13 protein-coding genes are annotated in these 16,203 nt (G+C 32.8%); 7 read left to right on the plus strand and 6 right to left on the minus strand.

Features of this window, described 5'->3' with window-relative positions; translation table 11 throughout:
• The 4 genes from HYN86_RS17665 to HYN86_RS17680 all read right to left on the minus strand — a co-directional run bounded on the left by HYN86_RS17665 (nucleotide 1) and on the right by HYN86_RS17680 (nucleotide 5,431).
• Nucleotides 1–936 carry a DUF2931 family protein gene (locus HYN86_RS17665; protein WP_230406388.1) on the minus strand — a complete coding sequence of 312 codons (936 nt, stop codon included), beginning with the start codon at nucleotides 934–936 and terminating at the stop codon, nucleotides 1–3.
• Nucleotides 937–1,016: 80 nt separating this feature from the next.
• Complete coding sequence (locus HYN86_RS17670) at nucleotides 1,017–3,803, minus strand: T6SS phospholipase effector Tle1-like catalytic domain-containing protein (protein WP_113679246.1); 2,787 nt, start codon at nucleotides 3,801–3,803, stop codon at nucleotides 1,017–1,019.
• Entirely contained in the window at nucleotides 3,796–4,290 is a 495-nt protein-coding gene (locus HYN86_RS17675) for a DUF4280 domain-containing protein (protein WP_113679247.1), read from the minus strand. The genes HYN86_RS17670 and HYN86_RS17675 overlap by 8 nt, the downstream gene beginning before the upstream one ends.
• Before the next feature lie 28 nt (nucleotides 4,291–4,318).
• Nucleotides 4,319–5,431: a hypothetical protein gene (locus tag HYN86_RS17680; RefSeq protein ID WP_113679248.1), complete on the minus strand. Its 1,113-nt coding sequence runs from the start codon at nucleotides 5,429–5,431 to the stop codon at nucleotides 4,319–4,321.
• A 311-nt stretch (nucleotides 5,432–5,742) separates the two neighbouring features.
• Between HYN86_RS17680 and HYN86_RS17685 the strand changes: the two genes are divergently transcribed.
• The 5 genes from HYN86_RS17685 to HYN86_RS17705 all read left to right on the plus strand — a co-directional run bounded on the left by HYN86_RS17685 (nucleotide 5,743) and on the right by HYN86_RS17705 (nucleotide 12,423).
• The gene (locus HYN86_RS17685; protein WP_113679249.1) at nucleotides 5,743–6,501 is read left to right on the plus strand and encodes an MlaE family ABC transporter permease; all 759 of its coding nucleotides are present in this window, start codon (nucleotides 5,743–5,745) and stop codon (nucleotides 6,499–6,501) included.
• A 2-nt stretch (nucleotides 6,502–6,503) separates the two neighbouring features.
• The gene (locus tag HYN86_RS17690; RefSeq protein WP_113679250.1) at nucleotides 6,504–7,283 is read left to right on the plus strand and encodes an ABC transporter ATP-binding protein; all 780 of its coding nucleotides are present in this window, start codon (nucleotides 6,504–6,506) and stop codon (nucleotides 7,281–7,283) included.
• A 22-nt stretch (nucleotides 7,284–7,305) separates the two neighbouring features.
• Nucleotides 7,306–8,139: an MlaD family protein gene (locus HYN86_RS17695; RefSeq protein WP_113679251.1), complete on the plus strand. Its 834-nt coding sequence runs from the start codon at nucleotides 7,306–7,308 to the stop codon at nucleotides 8,137–8,139.
• 143 nt (nucleotides 8,140–8,282) lie between these two features.
• Nucleotides 8,283–11,108 (plus strand): AsmA family protein, encoded by a 2,826-nt coding sequence (locus HYN86_RS17700; protein ID WP_113679252.1) that lies wholly within the window; start codon nucleotides 8,283–8,285, stop codon nucleotides 11,106–11,108.
• Between the two features lie 160 nt (nucleotides 11,109–11,268).
• Complete coding sequence (locus tag HYN86_RS17705) at nucleotides 11,269–12,423, plus strand: NAD(P)/FAD-dependent oxidoreductase (RefSeq protein ID WP_230406389.1); 1,155 nt, start codon at nucleotides 11,269–11,271, stop codon at nucleotides 12,421–12,423.
• Between the two features lie 129 nt (nucleotides 12,424–12,552).
• Here the strand turns inward: HYN86_RS17705 and HYN86_RS17710 are convergent, their stop codons facing one another.
• Nucleotides 12,553–13,503: a bifunctional helix-turn-helix transcriptional regulator/GNAT family N-acetyltransferase gene (locus tag HYN86_RS17710; RefSeq protein ID WP_113679254.1), complete on the minus strand. Its 951-nt coding sequence runs from the start codon at nucleotides 13,501–13,503 to the stop codon at nucleotides 12,553–12,555.
• Nucleotides 13,504–13,737: 234 nt separating this feature from the next.
• Nucleotides 13,738–14,763: a helix-turn-helix domain-containing protein gene (locus HYN86_RS17715; RefSeq protein ID WP_113679255.1), complete on the minus strand. Its 1,026-nt coding sequence runs from the start codon at nucleotides 14,761–14,763 to the stop codon at nucleotides 13,738–13,740.
• 165 nt (nucleotides 14,764–14,928) lie between these two features.
• Between HYN86_RS17715 and HYN86_RS17720 the strand changes: the two genes are divergently transcribed.
• The gene (locus tag HYN86_RS17720; protein ID WP_113679256.1) at nucleotides 14,929–15,414 is read left to right on the plus strand and encodes a DNA-deoxyinosine glycosylase; all 486 of its coding nucleotides are present in this window, start codon (nucleotides 14,929–14,931) and stop codon (nucleotides 15,412–15,414) included.
• 307 nt (nucleotides 15,415–15,721) lie between these two features.
• Nucleotides 15,722–16,156, plus strand: coding sequence for a DUF6526 family protein (locus HYN86_RS17725; RefSeq protein ID WP_113679257.1), 435 nt, complete (start codon nucleotides 15,722–15,724; stop codon nucleotides 16,154–16,156).
• Nucleotides 16,157–16,203 lie beyond the last annotated feature (47 nt).

Here is a 16,203-nt window from a genome sequence, read left to right on the forward strand (position 1 = left end):
CTAATTCTTCCACATTCTAACAACAGTTTTTTCTAACGGGATTTCATCTCCTTCGCATTTAACTGTAAAAGTTGTGGTTTTGTACATAAAAGCAACTTTTGCTTCTATCTCGATATTTTTGTCGGGATGATTTTTACTTATTTTTTTGAAAGCATTTAATACTTCTTCGCCATCGAACTCTGCTTCGGCATTATACTGGCTGAACCAAAATCTGCAATAAGAAGGCAAAGCTTTATTTTGATAGGTATTTAAATCTTCTGCCCTTATTATTTCTTTTTCGCCATTTACATATTCTGATTCCCTTTCAGAACTTTCTTTATCTGCTTTATAAAAATGAATATTAAAGCGATAATTGTATTTTGTTCTAAACTCTTTCCATAAGTTTACAGGAACTCCATTCTTTTTGATATATTCTTGAGTTTGCTTCGGTAAAGATGCTTCATAGTAATAATCATAAAACTCCTGTTGAGTATGTTCACGAGGATTTCTATAAAATTCATTAACGTCGACAAAAGTTTCTACAGCCTGATAATGCGCTATTTCGATACTACGATTTTTTCCTGTAAGCCATATTACAACAAATCCTCCGGGAGCTAGACCTACTGTAATATCATTATAAGTTATATGAGAACTATCTTTATCCTTATAACCTTCCTTAAACAAGGCTAATATTTTATCTTTAGGTAATACTGCCTCTATTTTATAAAATTTTTTATCTGCATAACTTATCCATATAAGTGATAATTTTGTCGGAATTGTTTTTCCTCCGGCATAAGCATTATTTCCAAATCCCCAATCGCCTGTACTTATTCCTGTATTAATATAAGCGGTGATCATTTGCCTATCATTAGCCAGATATCCTTTATGAATTTCAATAGGATATTTATGCGGTGCTGTTATAGTAGATCCCCAGCTAAAACTATCTTTATTTTCCATTTTTTTTGTATTTGAGTTGTTGCAGGATAGTAATACTATTATTCCTAATCCTAATAGTTGATGTATTATTTTCATTTCATTTACCCATTGACTTTTCTTTTTCGTTTACCCTCTTCAAAGTTGGGCTTATTGGCTTGCACTAAAGTATTTATTATTCCCTCTCCATAAACTGCGTTCCAATGCAGGTACTCATGACGCAACTTTTTTAATTCACCATTATAACTGTCCTCTTCTTTTTTTCTTCTCTCTTCTTCAATAGCAAGAGCGGTATGATCATCTGTACCGTCAACTATAGTTTGCATTGGCATATTTTCATATACAAAGGGCTGACCATCATGAAAAGCATATTCTTCTAATCGGGCTTTTACTTTTTCTAAAAAAGAAATATTTGAGAATTTTGTATTCTTAAAGGCGTACGCATCTGTTATTCCTTTCAAGTAAATTGGCACATCGTTATCTAAACAAAATTTAACCATTAAATGCAATGGGATGTAACTGTATTGATTGCTTATAGCTTCTCTGTTTGAAGATAGTACGCGGGCTACTCCATTTATAATGGTACGCTGTGGATTGTCCCAATGAATAGTTAGTTCTTTTGGTTTAAACCATCCTTCGGTAATAAGGCGTTCCTTTTCTTTTTCAAGATCTATTCCAGATAGCAATGGGCTTACCATTATTCGACCGTTTACCTCACTTCTTCCTTCAACATAACTTCCCCCTACATCGCAGTGTACTCCTGGTAAATAAAGTTCTATTCCTCTATCAGTTTTTCCGCCTCCTTTTTTTCCTGTAATACATGAAATATCAACTAAATCAAAATTAGCGCGATGTTCATCTGCTGCAACCATGTGCACAGTATATTTTGCTTTGCTAATAGAATTAAGTCCTAAATCCTTCACATCATTCCATTGTACAAAACCATGATGCGGTACCGTGTCATATAATCCTGCAAAGCGAATTATTAGCCGATCGAAAGTTATTGGATTCTTTGTTTCTGTCAAGTAATACCCTAATCTTCCGTTACTTGGTAGTTTTTTATCGCTGTATTTATTCCTTACTTCATGACCATTTGCGTCTCTATAATACCTCGTACCTTTATAATTTGTTCCAGTTGCCATATAGGGTTGTCTTGTGATCTCATGAACAAAACAACGGGCTGACGCAGCACCGCGGCTAAAACCAAAAACATCAACTGTAATGGTGCCTACCTCAGTTTGGCCTATTGCGACAATTTTATCTGCCATCAATTTTACAGCTCTTTCTACTCGGTCTAATATTCCTGCTTTTCCTTGTCCAAATCCTGGACCTTCCATCAAATCATCTTTTTCATAATTTTCAAGAGGCAAAACTCCAGTATCAGCATTATGATCATCATCATTTAGGGTATTTGTCCCCATTCCTTCTGTGTAAATTTTATAAACTGGATGTGTTTTATTTGTAGAATCATCTAAATAATTTTTAAATATAATCGCAGGATTACTTAAATCGTTTTCAAAACTATTTTCTTCTTTATACTTGTATTTACTTTCGCTTTCTTTTCCTATCTGGTCCTGACTTGATGCTGCAACCTTTAAATGTTCTTCAGGATTTTCCGCATACTTTTGCTTATCTTCATTAGAGAGTTCAGGGTGTTTTTTCCTGATCTGATCTTCTTCCCAAGTTTTTCTGGCAATAGTGTTATACATATTGTTCAAAGTTCCATCAATAAAAACCCCAAACGTAAAATCAATTTTCTTTTGATCTTCGGGTGCGCCTGTTTTTTCATCTTCACCCAACACCAAAGGATTATTACCTGTTAATTCGCCTTGCATCAGGATTCCATTACGCGAAACTTTAAGTACACAATCGTCTAAATCTATTTTTTGATCCTCAATTTTACTATGGTATACAATAGGGTTGATCGATAATTTACTTCCACTATCAAATGGTCCTGCTCCCTGAAACTGCCACGCATGTTCTATAAAAACAGGAAAAAAACATTTTTGAACATTAGAAACTGGAAATTGTTTCTTTCCCTTCTCCGTTATCATGCCATTAGTTATTGAACCCGCAGGTGGTTTTGTAACAGCATTGTATTGATGTGTTTTAACTGAGCGTGTAAATCTGGTTAAGGGTTTTGCAGAAAGTTTTTGTATGGGATCTCCGTCTTTATCACTTGGTGTAGGTGTTAAATCACCATTTACAAGTTTTGTATCTCGAAGCTGAATTTCTATATTCTGCCCATACAGTGCTTCAGTATAAATGTGCAGATAAACTGTAGAACCAAATGCAATTTCTTCTGTAATAAGGCGGCCAGTATAATCACGCCATTCAGCAGCGATAATTTTAGGAGATCCAATCGCACTTACAAACATTCCATGAGGGAGTTGTCCTGTTGCAGGATCGTTTTCTGTAAAAACTTCTAACCAGGCTGGAGCACCGCCTTCTAATAACTTAGGAAAATTTATTTTTTTGCATAAATCAAACGGCAGCCCTTTTGTAAATGAATTATTATGTTTTATGGTTTTTCCATCCATTCCTTTACCAACAGCTTCCCAGCACCAGTTTAATTTTTTTAATTCATTATCAATGTTTTTATTGAATGTTTCCTTTTCTTTATTATATTTTTCTTCCTCTTTATCTCTTTCCTTATGAGACTCGACCACTCTAAATCTAGTACTATAGTCTTTTATTTTCCAAACTTCTTCTTGGGTTAATCGATTAAACGGAGGTAACTTCTTCGGAGCATTTTTATGCAGTTCATCGGTTTTTATAATTTCTACGGTAAATGTTCCTGCTTTAGAAAGTACTAAATGCCCCTTTTTCGCATTCCATTTTTGCCCCTGAGCTAAAGGCTCTTTTGGTACAGCATGCAATTTTTTACTCATCTTGTGTATTATTAATCATTAAAGCTTCATCTTCTAAATCACTAAAATTTACTCCTGGTAATATTTCAGCCAGTATCTGAGGTGAACTGTTTTTAATGTTTTTATCTGTCAACTCTGCTGTCTGCCCATGGTTTTTAATCGAAATACAATCTTGCGCTCCCTTTGGACAGGCTGCTTTGCTATCCTCAAGTAAAGCTTTCCCATTGTTGGAATAAGTTACTTTTTCGTTAACACCAGACCATTTGGTTATACTTATCATGCAGGGCAGATAATCATTGCCTGAAGGCTGCTTTTTGCATTTACCAAAAGTATTATTCTGCATTGTTTGTCCAATTTCTTTATCCGTTGCAATCAGTTTTTCTTTTCCTGAACTGTCATTCGCATAATGCTTTGAGTGTGTGTTTACAAGTAACATATCTGTTTGTGGTGCGACACTAAATTGACACTGACAAGTTGCTCCCTGAACAACAAAATGTTTTTTGCCCATAATTCTATTTTATTAGTAAGACTTAGTATTAATTCTTTTTATTGAAAATTGATTTTATCCAATCCCAAAAAGTAGGATCTGCTTTGACATTAGGTCCAACATCAACAAATAGTTCAATTTTTTCATGAGAAAGATTGGGTGTTTTTGTCTTCGAGGTGCTTAGCGCCTGCCATTTTGGTTTAGAAATATCAATTATATCTTCATCTGCTACAGTTTGCCAAGATTGAAACCTTTCAAAAAATGCTTTACTTTTTAAATCACTTATTGGCCTGTAAGACGAATTTTCAGTTAAATGATAAATTTCAACGTGGATTTTTTGCTGTGTATTTTGATCTATTTTTGTTTCAAACGCTGCTTGTACCGAATAAATACTTCTATCTTCTTTATAAAGTTTATAATCAGCATTCATTTTAGATTCTATAGAATTTGTTGCTGAATTCGAAAAAGTAGATAGTGGAAAATGATATCCTGAAATAATTTCATCTATCGTTCTTTCATCAATGGCCACTCCAGCAGCATTAATATTTATTTTATCATCTTCAGAATAATTTTCCTCGACAGTTTGTACGACATCAAATTCTATAAATTGAGTTCCAAATACGGGAAATTTCCATATGTATTGAGTTTTTAGTTTTTCAGAATAAGATGTGTATAGAGGTCTGAAAAAAAGACAGAAAAACCAATTTTGCGCAAGAGATTGTAACAAAAGCTTACTATCAGAGAATAAGACATCTATTTTAGAAATAATTTTTGCTGCTTTTTCTCCTTGATAATATTCTAAGAGCGTTTTTCTTTCAATTGTCCATCGTTTTACAATCTCATTTTGATTAAGAATCTGATCTATTTCGCCATTTGGTTTTAGTTTAATTAGAAGGGGAAAAAGAGCCGTAGAAATTTTAATGGCGATTTCTTCAATTTTTGAATACGATACTCGATTGTTGATATAGATTTGTTTCCTATTAATTTCCAAAGTATAATTACCTCCTAAATATTTTATATCAATTTCTACTTCATAAAACAATTGTATTTTTAAAAGATTCTTTTCCAAAATTTCATAAATAAATCCATAAGCCATTTTTTGATCTGTTGCACCAAAGTCTAAACTAAAATTTGATTCGAATTTTACTTTTTTATCATTCATACTGTACTTATTCAAATATAAAAAAACAAGATTTTTACTACTTAAAATGCTAATGTACAAATACAAATAAATAATATATGTAAAAATCTTACAAAATTTTAAATTTTATTTTTAGAGTTTAAAATAAAAGCACCGCCTAACGATAATTTATTTTAAATATTGTGATTATGAAAATTATATAAAGCTGAAAAAAAGTTGTGTAATATTTTTTAACAAGTATTGGGCTAACTTTCCTATATAATTTAATCAGTAGAAAAAAACTGTTAAATAACTGACTATCAATTATCATTCACATTAAAAACAAAAACATTTTGATTCTCAACCTAAAAAATACATTTACCGAAATAGGAGAAACAGCTTTGTTCGCCAAGAAGTTTTTTAAGGAGGTTTTTATTCCGCCTTACGAGACGAAAGAGTTTTTAAAGCAATGTTATGTTATCGGTTATAAATCTCTGCCTTTGGTAATGATTACAGGTTTTATTATGGGTTTAGTACTTACGCTTCAATCCAGACCAACTCTGGTAAAGTTTGGAGCCGAAAGCTGGCTGCCGGGAATGGTAGCTCTTTCGTTAATTCGAGAAATCGCCCCTGTTATTACAGCATTGATCTGTGCCGGAAAGATTTCATCTGGAATTGGTGCCGAATTAGGGTCTATGAAAGTAACAGAACAAATAGACGCCATGGAAGTTTCAGCGGTAAATCCGTATAACTATTTGGTTGTAACTCGAGTTTTGGCTTGTACACTAATGGTTCCAATTTTAGTTTTTTTTGCTGATGCAATAGGAATTTTCGGGGGTTATGTAGGAATTAATATTCACGGCGATGTCAATTTCTATCGCTACTTAACCCAAATTATTCAATCACTAGAATTTTTAGACGTGTTTCCCGCAACCATTAAAACATTCTTTTTTGGATTTTTTATCGGAATGATTGGATGTTTTAAAGGATTTAATGCATCAAACGGAACAGAAAGTGTGGGTCAGGCAGCGAATTCAGCAGTTGTAACAGCATCATTAAGCATTTTTATAATTGATATGGTGGCAGTTCAAATAACCGATTTATTCTTTTAAAAATGACCAAAGAAAAACTACATAAAGAACCTAAAACAAAAGAAAAAGATCAAACTCCGATTATAGAGATTAAAGATCTGCATAAAACTTTTGGAAAAGATAACAAGGTGTTACAAGGCGTAAATCTCACATTGAATAAAGGTGAAGATTTAGTAGTCTTAGGACGTTCTGGATCAGGAAAATCAGTTACGATAAAATGCATCGTCGGATTAATAGAACCTGACAAAGGAGAAATTAAAGTCTTTGACGAAAATGTGCTTCACATTCCTAAGAATGAACTGAATGCCATTCGCGTAAGAATCGGTTTTTTGTTTCAAAGCGGGGCACTTTACGATTCGATGTCGGTTCGAGAAAATCTGGCTTTTACACTTACCAAACATCAACGTGATTTAAGTGCTGAAGAAATTGAAAGTCAAGTAATGGAAGCCCTTGAAAGTGTTGGCTTAGGCGATGCAGTTGACAAAATGCCTTCTGAACTTTCGGGCGGTATGAAAAAAAGAATTGGTTTGGCACGTACTTTAATTTTAAAACCTGAAATTATTTTATACGATGAACCTACAACTGGTCTAGACACCATAACATCGAGAGAAATTAGTGAATTGATTTTGGATATCAAACACAAACAAAAAACTTCATCGATCATTATAACACACGATATGGCATGTGCTAAGCTTACTGCCGATCGAATTATTGTTTTGAAAGACGGTGTAATTCACGCCGAAGGAACCTACGAAGAATTAGAGAAAGACGAAGACGAATGGGTACGCTCATTTTTTGAATAAAGCAAAATAAACAATAGAAATCATGGAAAAGCAATCGGGATATACTTGGAAATTAGGAATGTTTGTAACAATAGGTTTACTGCTTTTTGTAATGGCCATATATTTTATCGGAAAACAGAAAAACTTATTTGGCTCTACCTTTCATATTACCTCTCAGTTTAAAACTGTAAGTGGTTTGGAAGTTGGAAATAATGTTCGTTTTTCAGGAATTAATGTTGGAACTGTAGAACAGATTCAATTAAAAAACGACTCAACAGTAATAGTTGTTTTAGTAATGAAAGAAGATGTTCGAAAATTTATTAAAACAGATGCTACGGCAAGCATTGGTTCTGACGGATTAATGGGCGATAAAGTTTTAACTATTTCTCCTGGTGCAAAATCTCAAAAAATTATTGAAGATAATGGGCAGCTTGCGTCTGTTGACGGAATTGAAATGCATGATATTATGAAAAGCGTTAAGAAAAGCGTCGATAATATTGGCGTGATTTCAGATGAAATAGCCATTTTCAGTCATAGCATGAACAACGGAAACGGAGCTTTAGCCAGATTGGTTAAAGATGATAAAATGGCCAATAGTGTATCGAACACTCTTTCTAACCTTGAATCTGGAACAAAAGGTTTCAGTGATAATATGGAGGCTGCAAAAAGTAATTTCCTATTAAGAGGTTATTACAAGAAAAAAGAGAAAGAAAAAGTTAAAAAACAAGAAGAAATAAAAGAGAAAAAAGAAGAACAACAAGAGAAAGCTCAAAAAGAAAAAGAGAAAAAAGAAAAGGAACTACAAGAGCAAAAAGAAAAAGAGGAAAAACAAAAGCAGGAAGAAGCTAAAAAAGCGGAAGCTGAGAAGAAGAAATAAACTTCAAAATTCCAAATTCCGAACTTTTTGTTTTTCATAACTTATTACTATAACTAATAACTTATAACACATCATCATAATTTGAAACTCTTTTTACTTCTAAATTTAACTGCTGTCTTTTAGACAGCAAAAACTTATAGTATATGCCTGCTTCAATTAAACATACCGCCATAAAAGTCTTAAAAATTACCGGAATTACGATTTCGGTTATTTTGTTTTTGTTATTTATAATTCCGCTGCTATTTCCTGGAAAAATTGCTTCGGAAGTAAAGAAAATTGCCAACGAACGTTTAGACACAAAACTTGATTTTACCAAGTCTAAACTTTCCTTTTTTACCCATTTTCCTTCGCTAACAGTTTCATTGGATGATTTATCCCTAACGGGTTCAAAACCATTTAGCAATGATACTTTATTAAAAGCCGAAGAAGTTGCTTTCGGAATTAATTTAAAACGTCTGATTTTTGATAATGAAGTCAAAATCAACAAGCTTTATGTTTCCGATGCTCTGATTAATGTTATGGTTAATGAAAAAGGTCAGGCGAACTATAATATATACATCGCTCCAGAAAACAGGGACGATAAAAAAGATCCCAATAAACCAGAAGAAGGAACAGCAATTCGATTAGAACGCATTGATTTAAAAAATTGTCATGTAAAATATAATGACCGTTCGGCAAAGATTTTGGTTGATGCAAAAGGTTTTAATTATGTTGGAAAAGGAAATTTAAGTGAAGATATTTTTGATCTTGCAACCGATGCCAAAATCGATGAACTTGATTTCTTTTACGATAGAACGGGTTATATCAGAAAAAAAGAAGTTCGAGCCGATTTAATTACCAGAATCAATACAAATGCCCTTTCTTTTATTCTTCAAAAAAATGAATTAAGAATCAATAAACTTCCTTTAAAATTCTCAGGGCTGTTTACCATTCTACGAGACGGATATAAAATTAACATCAAGGCAGCTTCAGAAAATACAACTGTAAAAGATCTCCTTTCTGTTATGCCTCCAGAATATTTAACCTGGCTTGAAAAAACAGAAATCTCTGGAAAAAGTGATTTGCTTCTAACTTTTAAAGGAGATTATAATGTCCAAAAAAAACAAAAACCAAATTTAGCTTTCAATTTAAAAATTAATGAAGGTTCTGTAAATTATCAAGACGCACCTGTTCCACTAACCGATTTCCAAATGGATTTGAATGCAATGCTTCCGTCATTAGATACAGAGCAGTTATTGGTGAATCTACGAACATTTAAATTTAAAGTTGGCGAAAAAGATTATTTCAACGCTTATCTTCACAGTAAAGGATTAAGCGAAATGAATATCAATGCGAGTGTAAAAGGCGCATTAGATCTAGCTGTTGTAGATGCTGCATTAGGTCTAAGCAGTATTGATTTAAAGGGAATTTTGAAAACAGATATACAGGCACGCGGAACTTTCAGCACATCTAAAAAACTGTTCCCTAAAACTAAAGGCGGTATTTCACTTCGAAATGGATGGCTTAAAACGGAATATTATCCTAATCCAATTACCAATATTACTTTTATTGCTAATATGCTGAATAAAGCGGGAACTTTTCAGGATTTAATTGTTGCCGTTGCTCCTGCTTCTTTTGTTTTTGAAGGAAATCCAGTTTATGTAAATGCAGCACTTTCTGATTTTAGCGACTTAGCGTATAATGCCAAAATAAAAGGAGAATTGAATGTCGGCAGAATCTATCAGGTTTTTTCTCAAAAAGGACTTGATTTAACGGGTTATGCAAAAGCAGATCTTTCGCTGAAAGGCAAACAAAGTTATGCTACAACCGGACAGTACGATAAACTGGATAATAGAGGGACTTTAATCCTAAAAAACATAAAAGCAACTTCTGAATTATTTCCGAAAGCGTTTTTTATCAAACAAGGAAATTTCCGTTTTCAAAACGAAAAAATGTGGTTTGAGAAATTTAATGCTTCTTACGGAAAATCGGATTTTGACATTAACGGATATCTTTTAAATACAATCAATTATTTCTTAGAATCTAACGGAACTCTAAGCGGTAACTTCAACTTAAAATCGAAATTGATTAATGTTGATGAATTTATGGCGCTTGAAAATGGAGAAAATAATGATCGAAAAATTGAAGTAGAATACGCCAAAGAAGATCATCCGAAAATGAGCGGCGTCGTTATGATTCCGAAAAACTTAAATGTCAGCTTAAACGCAAATGCAGACAAGGTAGAATACAACGGACTAGTATTCAATAAACTTAACGGAAAAACTGGTGTTACAAAAGGAGGATTTTACCTAGAAAATGCTACCTTTAACATCATTGACTGCATTTTAGGAATTGATGCGTCATACAAAGATGAGTCACCTACGTCTGCGCATTTTGACGCTCATTTCCGTGCGAAAGACTTTGATGTACAGAGAGCTTACAAAGAAATTCCGATGTTTCATGATATGGTCACTGCGGCTGAAAAAGCCCACGGAATCATTTCTGTTGATTATAAAATTAAAGGTGATTTGGATGGAAATATGAGCCCAATTTACGAATCTCTTCAAGGGGGCGGTACGCTGAATTTAAGAGATGTGAAAATTCAAGGTCTAAAATTATTTGACGGAATAAGCTCTAAAACAGGGCAAAACGGTTTAAATAATCCTGATATGAAGGGAATCGAAGTCAAATCTACAATTGATAAAAACCTTATAAGAATTGAACCATTTACCTTTACTGTTGCTGTTTTTAAACCAACAGTAAAAGGGACTACAAGCTTTGACGGACTTTTGGATCTTAGAATGCGTTTAGGCCTTCCTCTTTTCGGAATTATTGGTTTTCCAATTGTAATTACAGGAACTCACGACGCACCAAAAATCAAAATATTTAGTAAAACTGGGCAGGAAATTAATCCAGCTGTTTATGACGAGAAAAATAATAAAGTTATTCGAAAAGAAAAAGTCAGCAAATCAAAAACAAAAAAATCATAATAAATTATAAATCTGCACATAGCTAGAGTGCATTTTAACCCAACTACTAAAAAAAACGAGCAAAACTGCTCTCAAGAAATACAACCAAAAACAACACTAAAAACGCAACCAAAAAATGAAATTGAGCTCTACAAAAACGTATTGGCCACTAAAAAATGCCATGAAACAGAGTTATCCTTCAATTGATTCTGATACCGATACCGATATTTTAATTATCGGCGGCGGTATTACAGGAGCGCTAATGGCATACAAACTAATTAATGAAGGAAAAAAAATTGTATTAATAGACCGCCGCGACGTCTGCGGAGGCAGTACATCCGGCAGTACAGCATTATTGCAATATGAAATAGATGTGCCGCTGCATCAGCTCATTAAAATGCGAGGTGTAAAATGTGCTGTCGAAAGCTACCAGAATGGTAAAAAAGCCATTTTTGATCTTCGCCACATTATTGATACCGTCGGCAGTAATTGTGATTTTGAATTTAAAAAAAGTATCTATTTTACAACTTTAAAAAAAGATGTTCCTTTTCTAAAAAATGAGTATAAAGTCCGTAAACAGCACGGTTTTGAAATCAGCTGGCTCAATAGATCAGATTTACAGAAAATGGGTTTAAAAGCCATTGCAGCTATTGAATCTAAAACTGCGGCGGTTATGGATCCTTTTAAATTAGCAAGCGATTTACTATTTCATTGTCATGAAAAAGGCATGCAGATTTTTGATCGAACAAATGTTAGTTCTATTCAGCATCAAAAAGGAAAAATTATCGCCGTAACCGATTCAAAACATACTATAACAGCTTCGCACATTATTCACTGCACAGGCTATGAAAGTACAGAAACCTTAACAGAAAAAGTTGTTGACTTAAAAAGTACATATGTAATTGCTTCTGAAAGTCAGCCTGATCTTCCAGAAAGCTTTAAACACGCTATATTCTGGGATACAGCTTCACCTTATCATTACATAAGAAGTACGGAAGATAATCGTATCATAATGGGCGGCGGAGACGAAGATTTTAAAGATGCTGCAAAACGAGATAAATTACTTCCAAAAAAAGAGCAATATCTATTAAAACATTTTTTTAAAAGATTCCCAGATTTAGATTTTAAACTTGATTATTCCTGGGCAGGAACTTTTGGCGAAACTAAAGACGGCCTTCCTTATTTCGGGAAGCCAAATCCAAGAAAAAATGAGCATTATGTTTTAGGTTTTGGAGGAAACGGAATAACCTTCAGCGTAATAGGTATGAATTCAATACTGGATTCTCTTCGCAATAAAAAAAATACAGATTTGGAATATTATCGATTTGGAAGGTGACTTTTAAAAGTTGCAAAGGATCAAAGGTCTTAAGTTACAAAGGTTTTTAATCTTTGTCCGTTTTAGAACTTTGATCCTTTGCATCTACAAAAACCTCTGTTCCTTTGAGCCTTTGAGCCTTTGTGACTATTAAAGAATTAACTCCATCTGAATATTGCATCTTTTATAAGGTGTCGAAATTCCGAAAACTTTTTCAAAACCTAATTTGTAATACAAATTTATTGCAGGTTTTAAGATAGTGTTGCTTTCTAAGTATATCTTTTTCGCCCCAAGATCTTTAGCTTTATTTACAATTGCTTTTCCTAAAAGCCATCCAATATTTTTGCCTTGCGCTTTTGGTGAAACTGCCATTTTAGCCATTTCAAAATCATATTCACTATTTTGCATTTTTATAAGCGCGCATACACCAACTGGTTCATTTTGATACAAAGCAACTAAAATTTTTCCGCCTTTATCCAAAATATAACTTTCGGGATTATCCAATGCTTTATAATCAGCTTCTTCCATTTCGAAATACGTCGAAATCCACTCAACATTCAAGGACTTGAATGCTTCTTTATATTCGGGTTTATATTCCACGATTTCAACATCTTTACTTTCGCGAATTTTCTTCTGGTCGCTTACTCTTTTAAATAAAGACTTTTGCTGTAATAAAAATTCCCATTCTTCAATTGCTGCCCAAAGATTGTGTTTTGCCTCAGAAATTAAACCTTCAACAGCCACATCAATATCTAATAATTGATTTTTAATTTTATTGGAAATCAAAATTCCTTTCTCTGTCAAAACAACATTATTCTTGCGTTTATCATCAGTTTTGGCTCCTTCTTCAAGGATTCCAACTCCAATCATTTCCTGAATAATTTTGCTTACAGATGGCTGAGAATGTCCAATTTCATTTGCAATTTCTGTAATCGTCATTTCTCGAACTTCTGCAATGGTGTAAAATACAGGAAACCATTTCGGATTAAAATCTATTCCGTATAATTCATAAATTTTAGAAGCATCATCTGTAAAACTTGCCGTCATTAAGCGTAAACGGCTTCCCAACGCCACTTTACCAACTTTATTAAAAAATTCCATAATAACAATAATTAATTATATAACTAGTTATGCAAATGTATAAAAAAAAACTTCATACAAAGTTTTTTTTTTTAGTTACTAAGAAGCTAAGGTTCTAAGATGCTGAGTTTTATTAAAAACTTCGAATCTTAGAACCTTAACTGTATATATATCTTGCTTTAAAGCTAACGACATTACTAATATTTGATTCCAAAGCTTATAATCTTAGGATCTTAGAACCTTAGAATCTTTCAATTAAGCTGTAATTGCCAAAGAATTCAAATTAAATTTATATTCTTTTGGACTGCAGTTGAATTTTTGCTTGAAGATTTTTGAGAAATAACTTCTGCTGGTAAAACCAATGCAATACACTATCTCTGAAATATTTAGATCTGATGTTCTTATCAAAATTTCTGCTTTTAATACGCGCATGTGTGTGATATAGTCGTTGACAGTGCGATTGTGAATCATTTTAAAACCTTCTTGAAGTTTGTTTGGTGATAAACCTGATTTTTTACTCAAAGATTTGATAGAAAATGCTTCTTCTGGGCTTGCTTTAATAAATTCTGAAAGTTCTTTAATTTCTTCCATTTCTCTTAAAGTCAATCCATTTGATTCATTTGCAAAAGCATGTAAATCGTCAGAATGCTGCTGAATTTCCATTGCAAGAATAATTCTCATAATGCCCTCTTTCAATAAATTACGAACAATTCCAGTTTGTGTAATAGAATTAAGCTGCTCGATTTTTTCGGCGATTTGTAAATTATAAGAACCTATATAAAAGAAATCCTGAACTAGGTTATTTTCAAAAAAAGTATCTTTAACTCTTTGGTTTAAAGAATGTAATTGAGTTTTAGCATCAACTTGAGTTCCCACAATAATTAAAGTCAGTTTAGTTTTTTTTCCTTTTTCAAAAAATAAAACATTATCCTGATTTTGTTTTGAAGTTACAATGGCAGTTTGAAAAGTTTTAAGTTTTCGCTCTTCCCCATTCAATCCAAAACTATGCGATAAACTTCCTTTAGAACAATAAGCAAAATAAATAGGTGACGATTTTACGTTTAGAATATCTAATCTGACATCGCTTGAAAACGTCATATCAAACTGAACATACGAAATATTATCATTAAAAGAAGCTCCGATAATTGAACCTTCTGCAAAGCTGTTTTCTACTTCAAGAGTATATTCGTCTAAGTCAAAAGTCACTTTTCCACCAAAGTTAGTATGAAGTTCATCAAATATATTTTGAGTTTTTTCTGTATTTATAGTAACAATTTTCATGGTGACTGGATTTAAATTCTAATAATTTGCTAAATAGATCTTGCTAAAAATCTGAAGTCAAAGTTCGTCTAAACCCCCATGAACCGTGTTATATAATTTTCTCGTTTTGTTTTATAATTCCTTATAAATGATTATTTTAACAGATACAAAATTCGAACCTCAAACATGAAAAGTTTTTCCTTTCCTCCTATTAGTTCTCAAGATTCTAAAATCCTGATTTTAGGCACAATGCCTGGAACAAAATCTTTAGAACTCAATCAGTATTATGGTCATAAACAGAATAACTTTTGGAAATTTTTGTTCACTATAATGGGAGAAGAATTTTCAATGGATTACCAAACACGCAAAAACTTATTGATAAAAAACAAGATTGCGCTTTGGGATGTCTTACAATTTTGCGACCGTATTGGAAGTCTCGACAGCGCGATAAAAAATGAAATTGCAAACGATTTTGAAAGTTTTCTGAACACACATCCGCAAATAGAATACATTTTTTTTAATGGCCAAAAGGCTGCAGCATTTTTTAAAAAATATGTTCACTTAGAAAAAGAGTATAAAAGTTTCACGCTTCCATCAACCAGTCCCGCCAACGCCAGCAAGACTTTCCAAGATAAATTAAAGGAGTGGGACATTATTAAAACCTTATTATAGGAATAGCAGTTTTATAGAATTAAAATGCAAATATTGGAATCATGTAACTTTTTCCTTTTAAAATATAACAAATTATAGCCGCTCAAAATCTAATTTTACATCGTAGAAAACAAAGAAAAATAAGCCCTGTTGAAAATTTGATTAACGAAAAGGAAAGGCTTTATTCTTATTAAAATTACTTAACAAACTTTAACGAGTTTAGATTATAAAGAGAACATTGGTTATGTTAGTTTATTTTTGGGAAAAAGCTGCTCTATAATTTTATAGAGCAGCTTTGTTTTTATAAGACACTTAAAACAAAAAAAACATGAAAATTCAGACCTATTACAATCATATACGATTTTATACACCGCACCACTTTATATATTATCCTATTCTAATTCTGTTTTTAATCGCAAGCATTTATTTGGCTGCAACCACAGAAGATTATCTTATCTGGGGATTCATAAGCGTGATTTTAATCTTTTTGTTCGCTTTAGCATTTATGCTGCGCCAGCACTATGCACTTACGTTACAAAACAGAATCGTGCGTTTAGAGATGCGTTACCGCTATTTCTCATTAACTGGCAAAAGATTTGAAGAATTTGAATACAAACTTACAGACGATCAAATATTTGCATTACGTTTTGCACCAGACAACGAATTGATTCCGCTTGTAGATGATGTTTTAAAAAATAACTTAAGCGGAGACGCTATCAAAAAAGCGATTGTCCACTGGAAAGCCGATTATCATAGGGTTTAGCAATAACAATTCAATAACAAGTACAATATCAAAAATCAATGGCAATT

This window comes from Flavobacterium fluviale (assembly GCF_003312915.1).
GTDB lineage: Bacteria > Bacteroidota > Bacteroidia > Flavobacteriales > Flavobacteriaceae > Flavobacterium > Flavobacterium fluviale.

Coding starts and splice junctions, on each gene's coding strand:
- HYN86_RS17690 (WP_113679250.1), top strand. CDS start 6,504: ATGACCAAAGAAAAACTACATAAAGAACCTAAAACAAAAGAAAAAGAT.
- HYN86_RS17715 (WP_113679255.1), bottom strand. CDS start 14,763: ATGAAAATTGTTACTATAAATACAGAAAAAACTCAAAATATATTTGAT.
- HYN86_RS17670 (WP_113679246.1), bottom strand. CDS start 3,803: ATGAGTAAAAAATTGCATGCTGTACCAAAAGAGCCTTTAGCTCAGGGG.
- HYN86_RS17710 (WP_113679254.1), bottom strand. CDS start 13,503: ATGGAATTTTTTAATAAAGTTGGTAAAGTGGCGTTGGGAAGCCGTTTA.
- HYN86_RS17695 (WP_113679251.1), top strand. CDS start 7,306: ATGGAAAAGCAATCGGGATATACTTGGAAATTAGGAATGTTTGTAACA.
- HYN86_RS17705 (WP_230406389.1), top strand. CDS start 11,269: ATGAAACAGAGTTATCCTTCAATTGATTCTGATACCGATACCGATATT.
- HYN86_RS17665 (WP_230406388.1), bottom strand. CDS start 936: ATGGAAAATAAAGATAGTTTTAGCTGGGGATCTACTATAACAGCACCG.
- HYN86_RS17700 (WP_113679252.1), top strand. CDS start 8,283: ATGCCTGCTTCAATTAAACATACCGCCATAAAAGTCTTAAAAATTACC.
- HYN86_RS17675 (WP_113679247.1), bottom strand. CDS start 4,290: ATGGGCAAAAAACATTTTGTTGTTCAGGGAGCAACTTGTCAGTGTCAA.
- HYN86_RS17725 (WP_113679257.1), top strand. CDS start 15,722: ATGAAAATTCAGACCTATTACAATCATATACGATTTTATACACCGCAC.
- HYN86_RS17680 (WP_113679248.1), bottom strand. CDS start 5,431: ATGAATGATAAAAAAGTAAAATTCGAATCAAATTTTAGTTTAGACTTT.
- HYN86_RS17720 (WP_113679256.1), top strand. CDS start 14,929: ATGAAAAGTTTTTCCTTTCCTCCTATTAGTTCTCAAGATTCTAAAATC.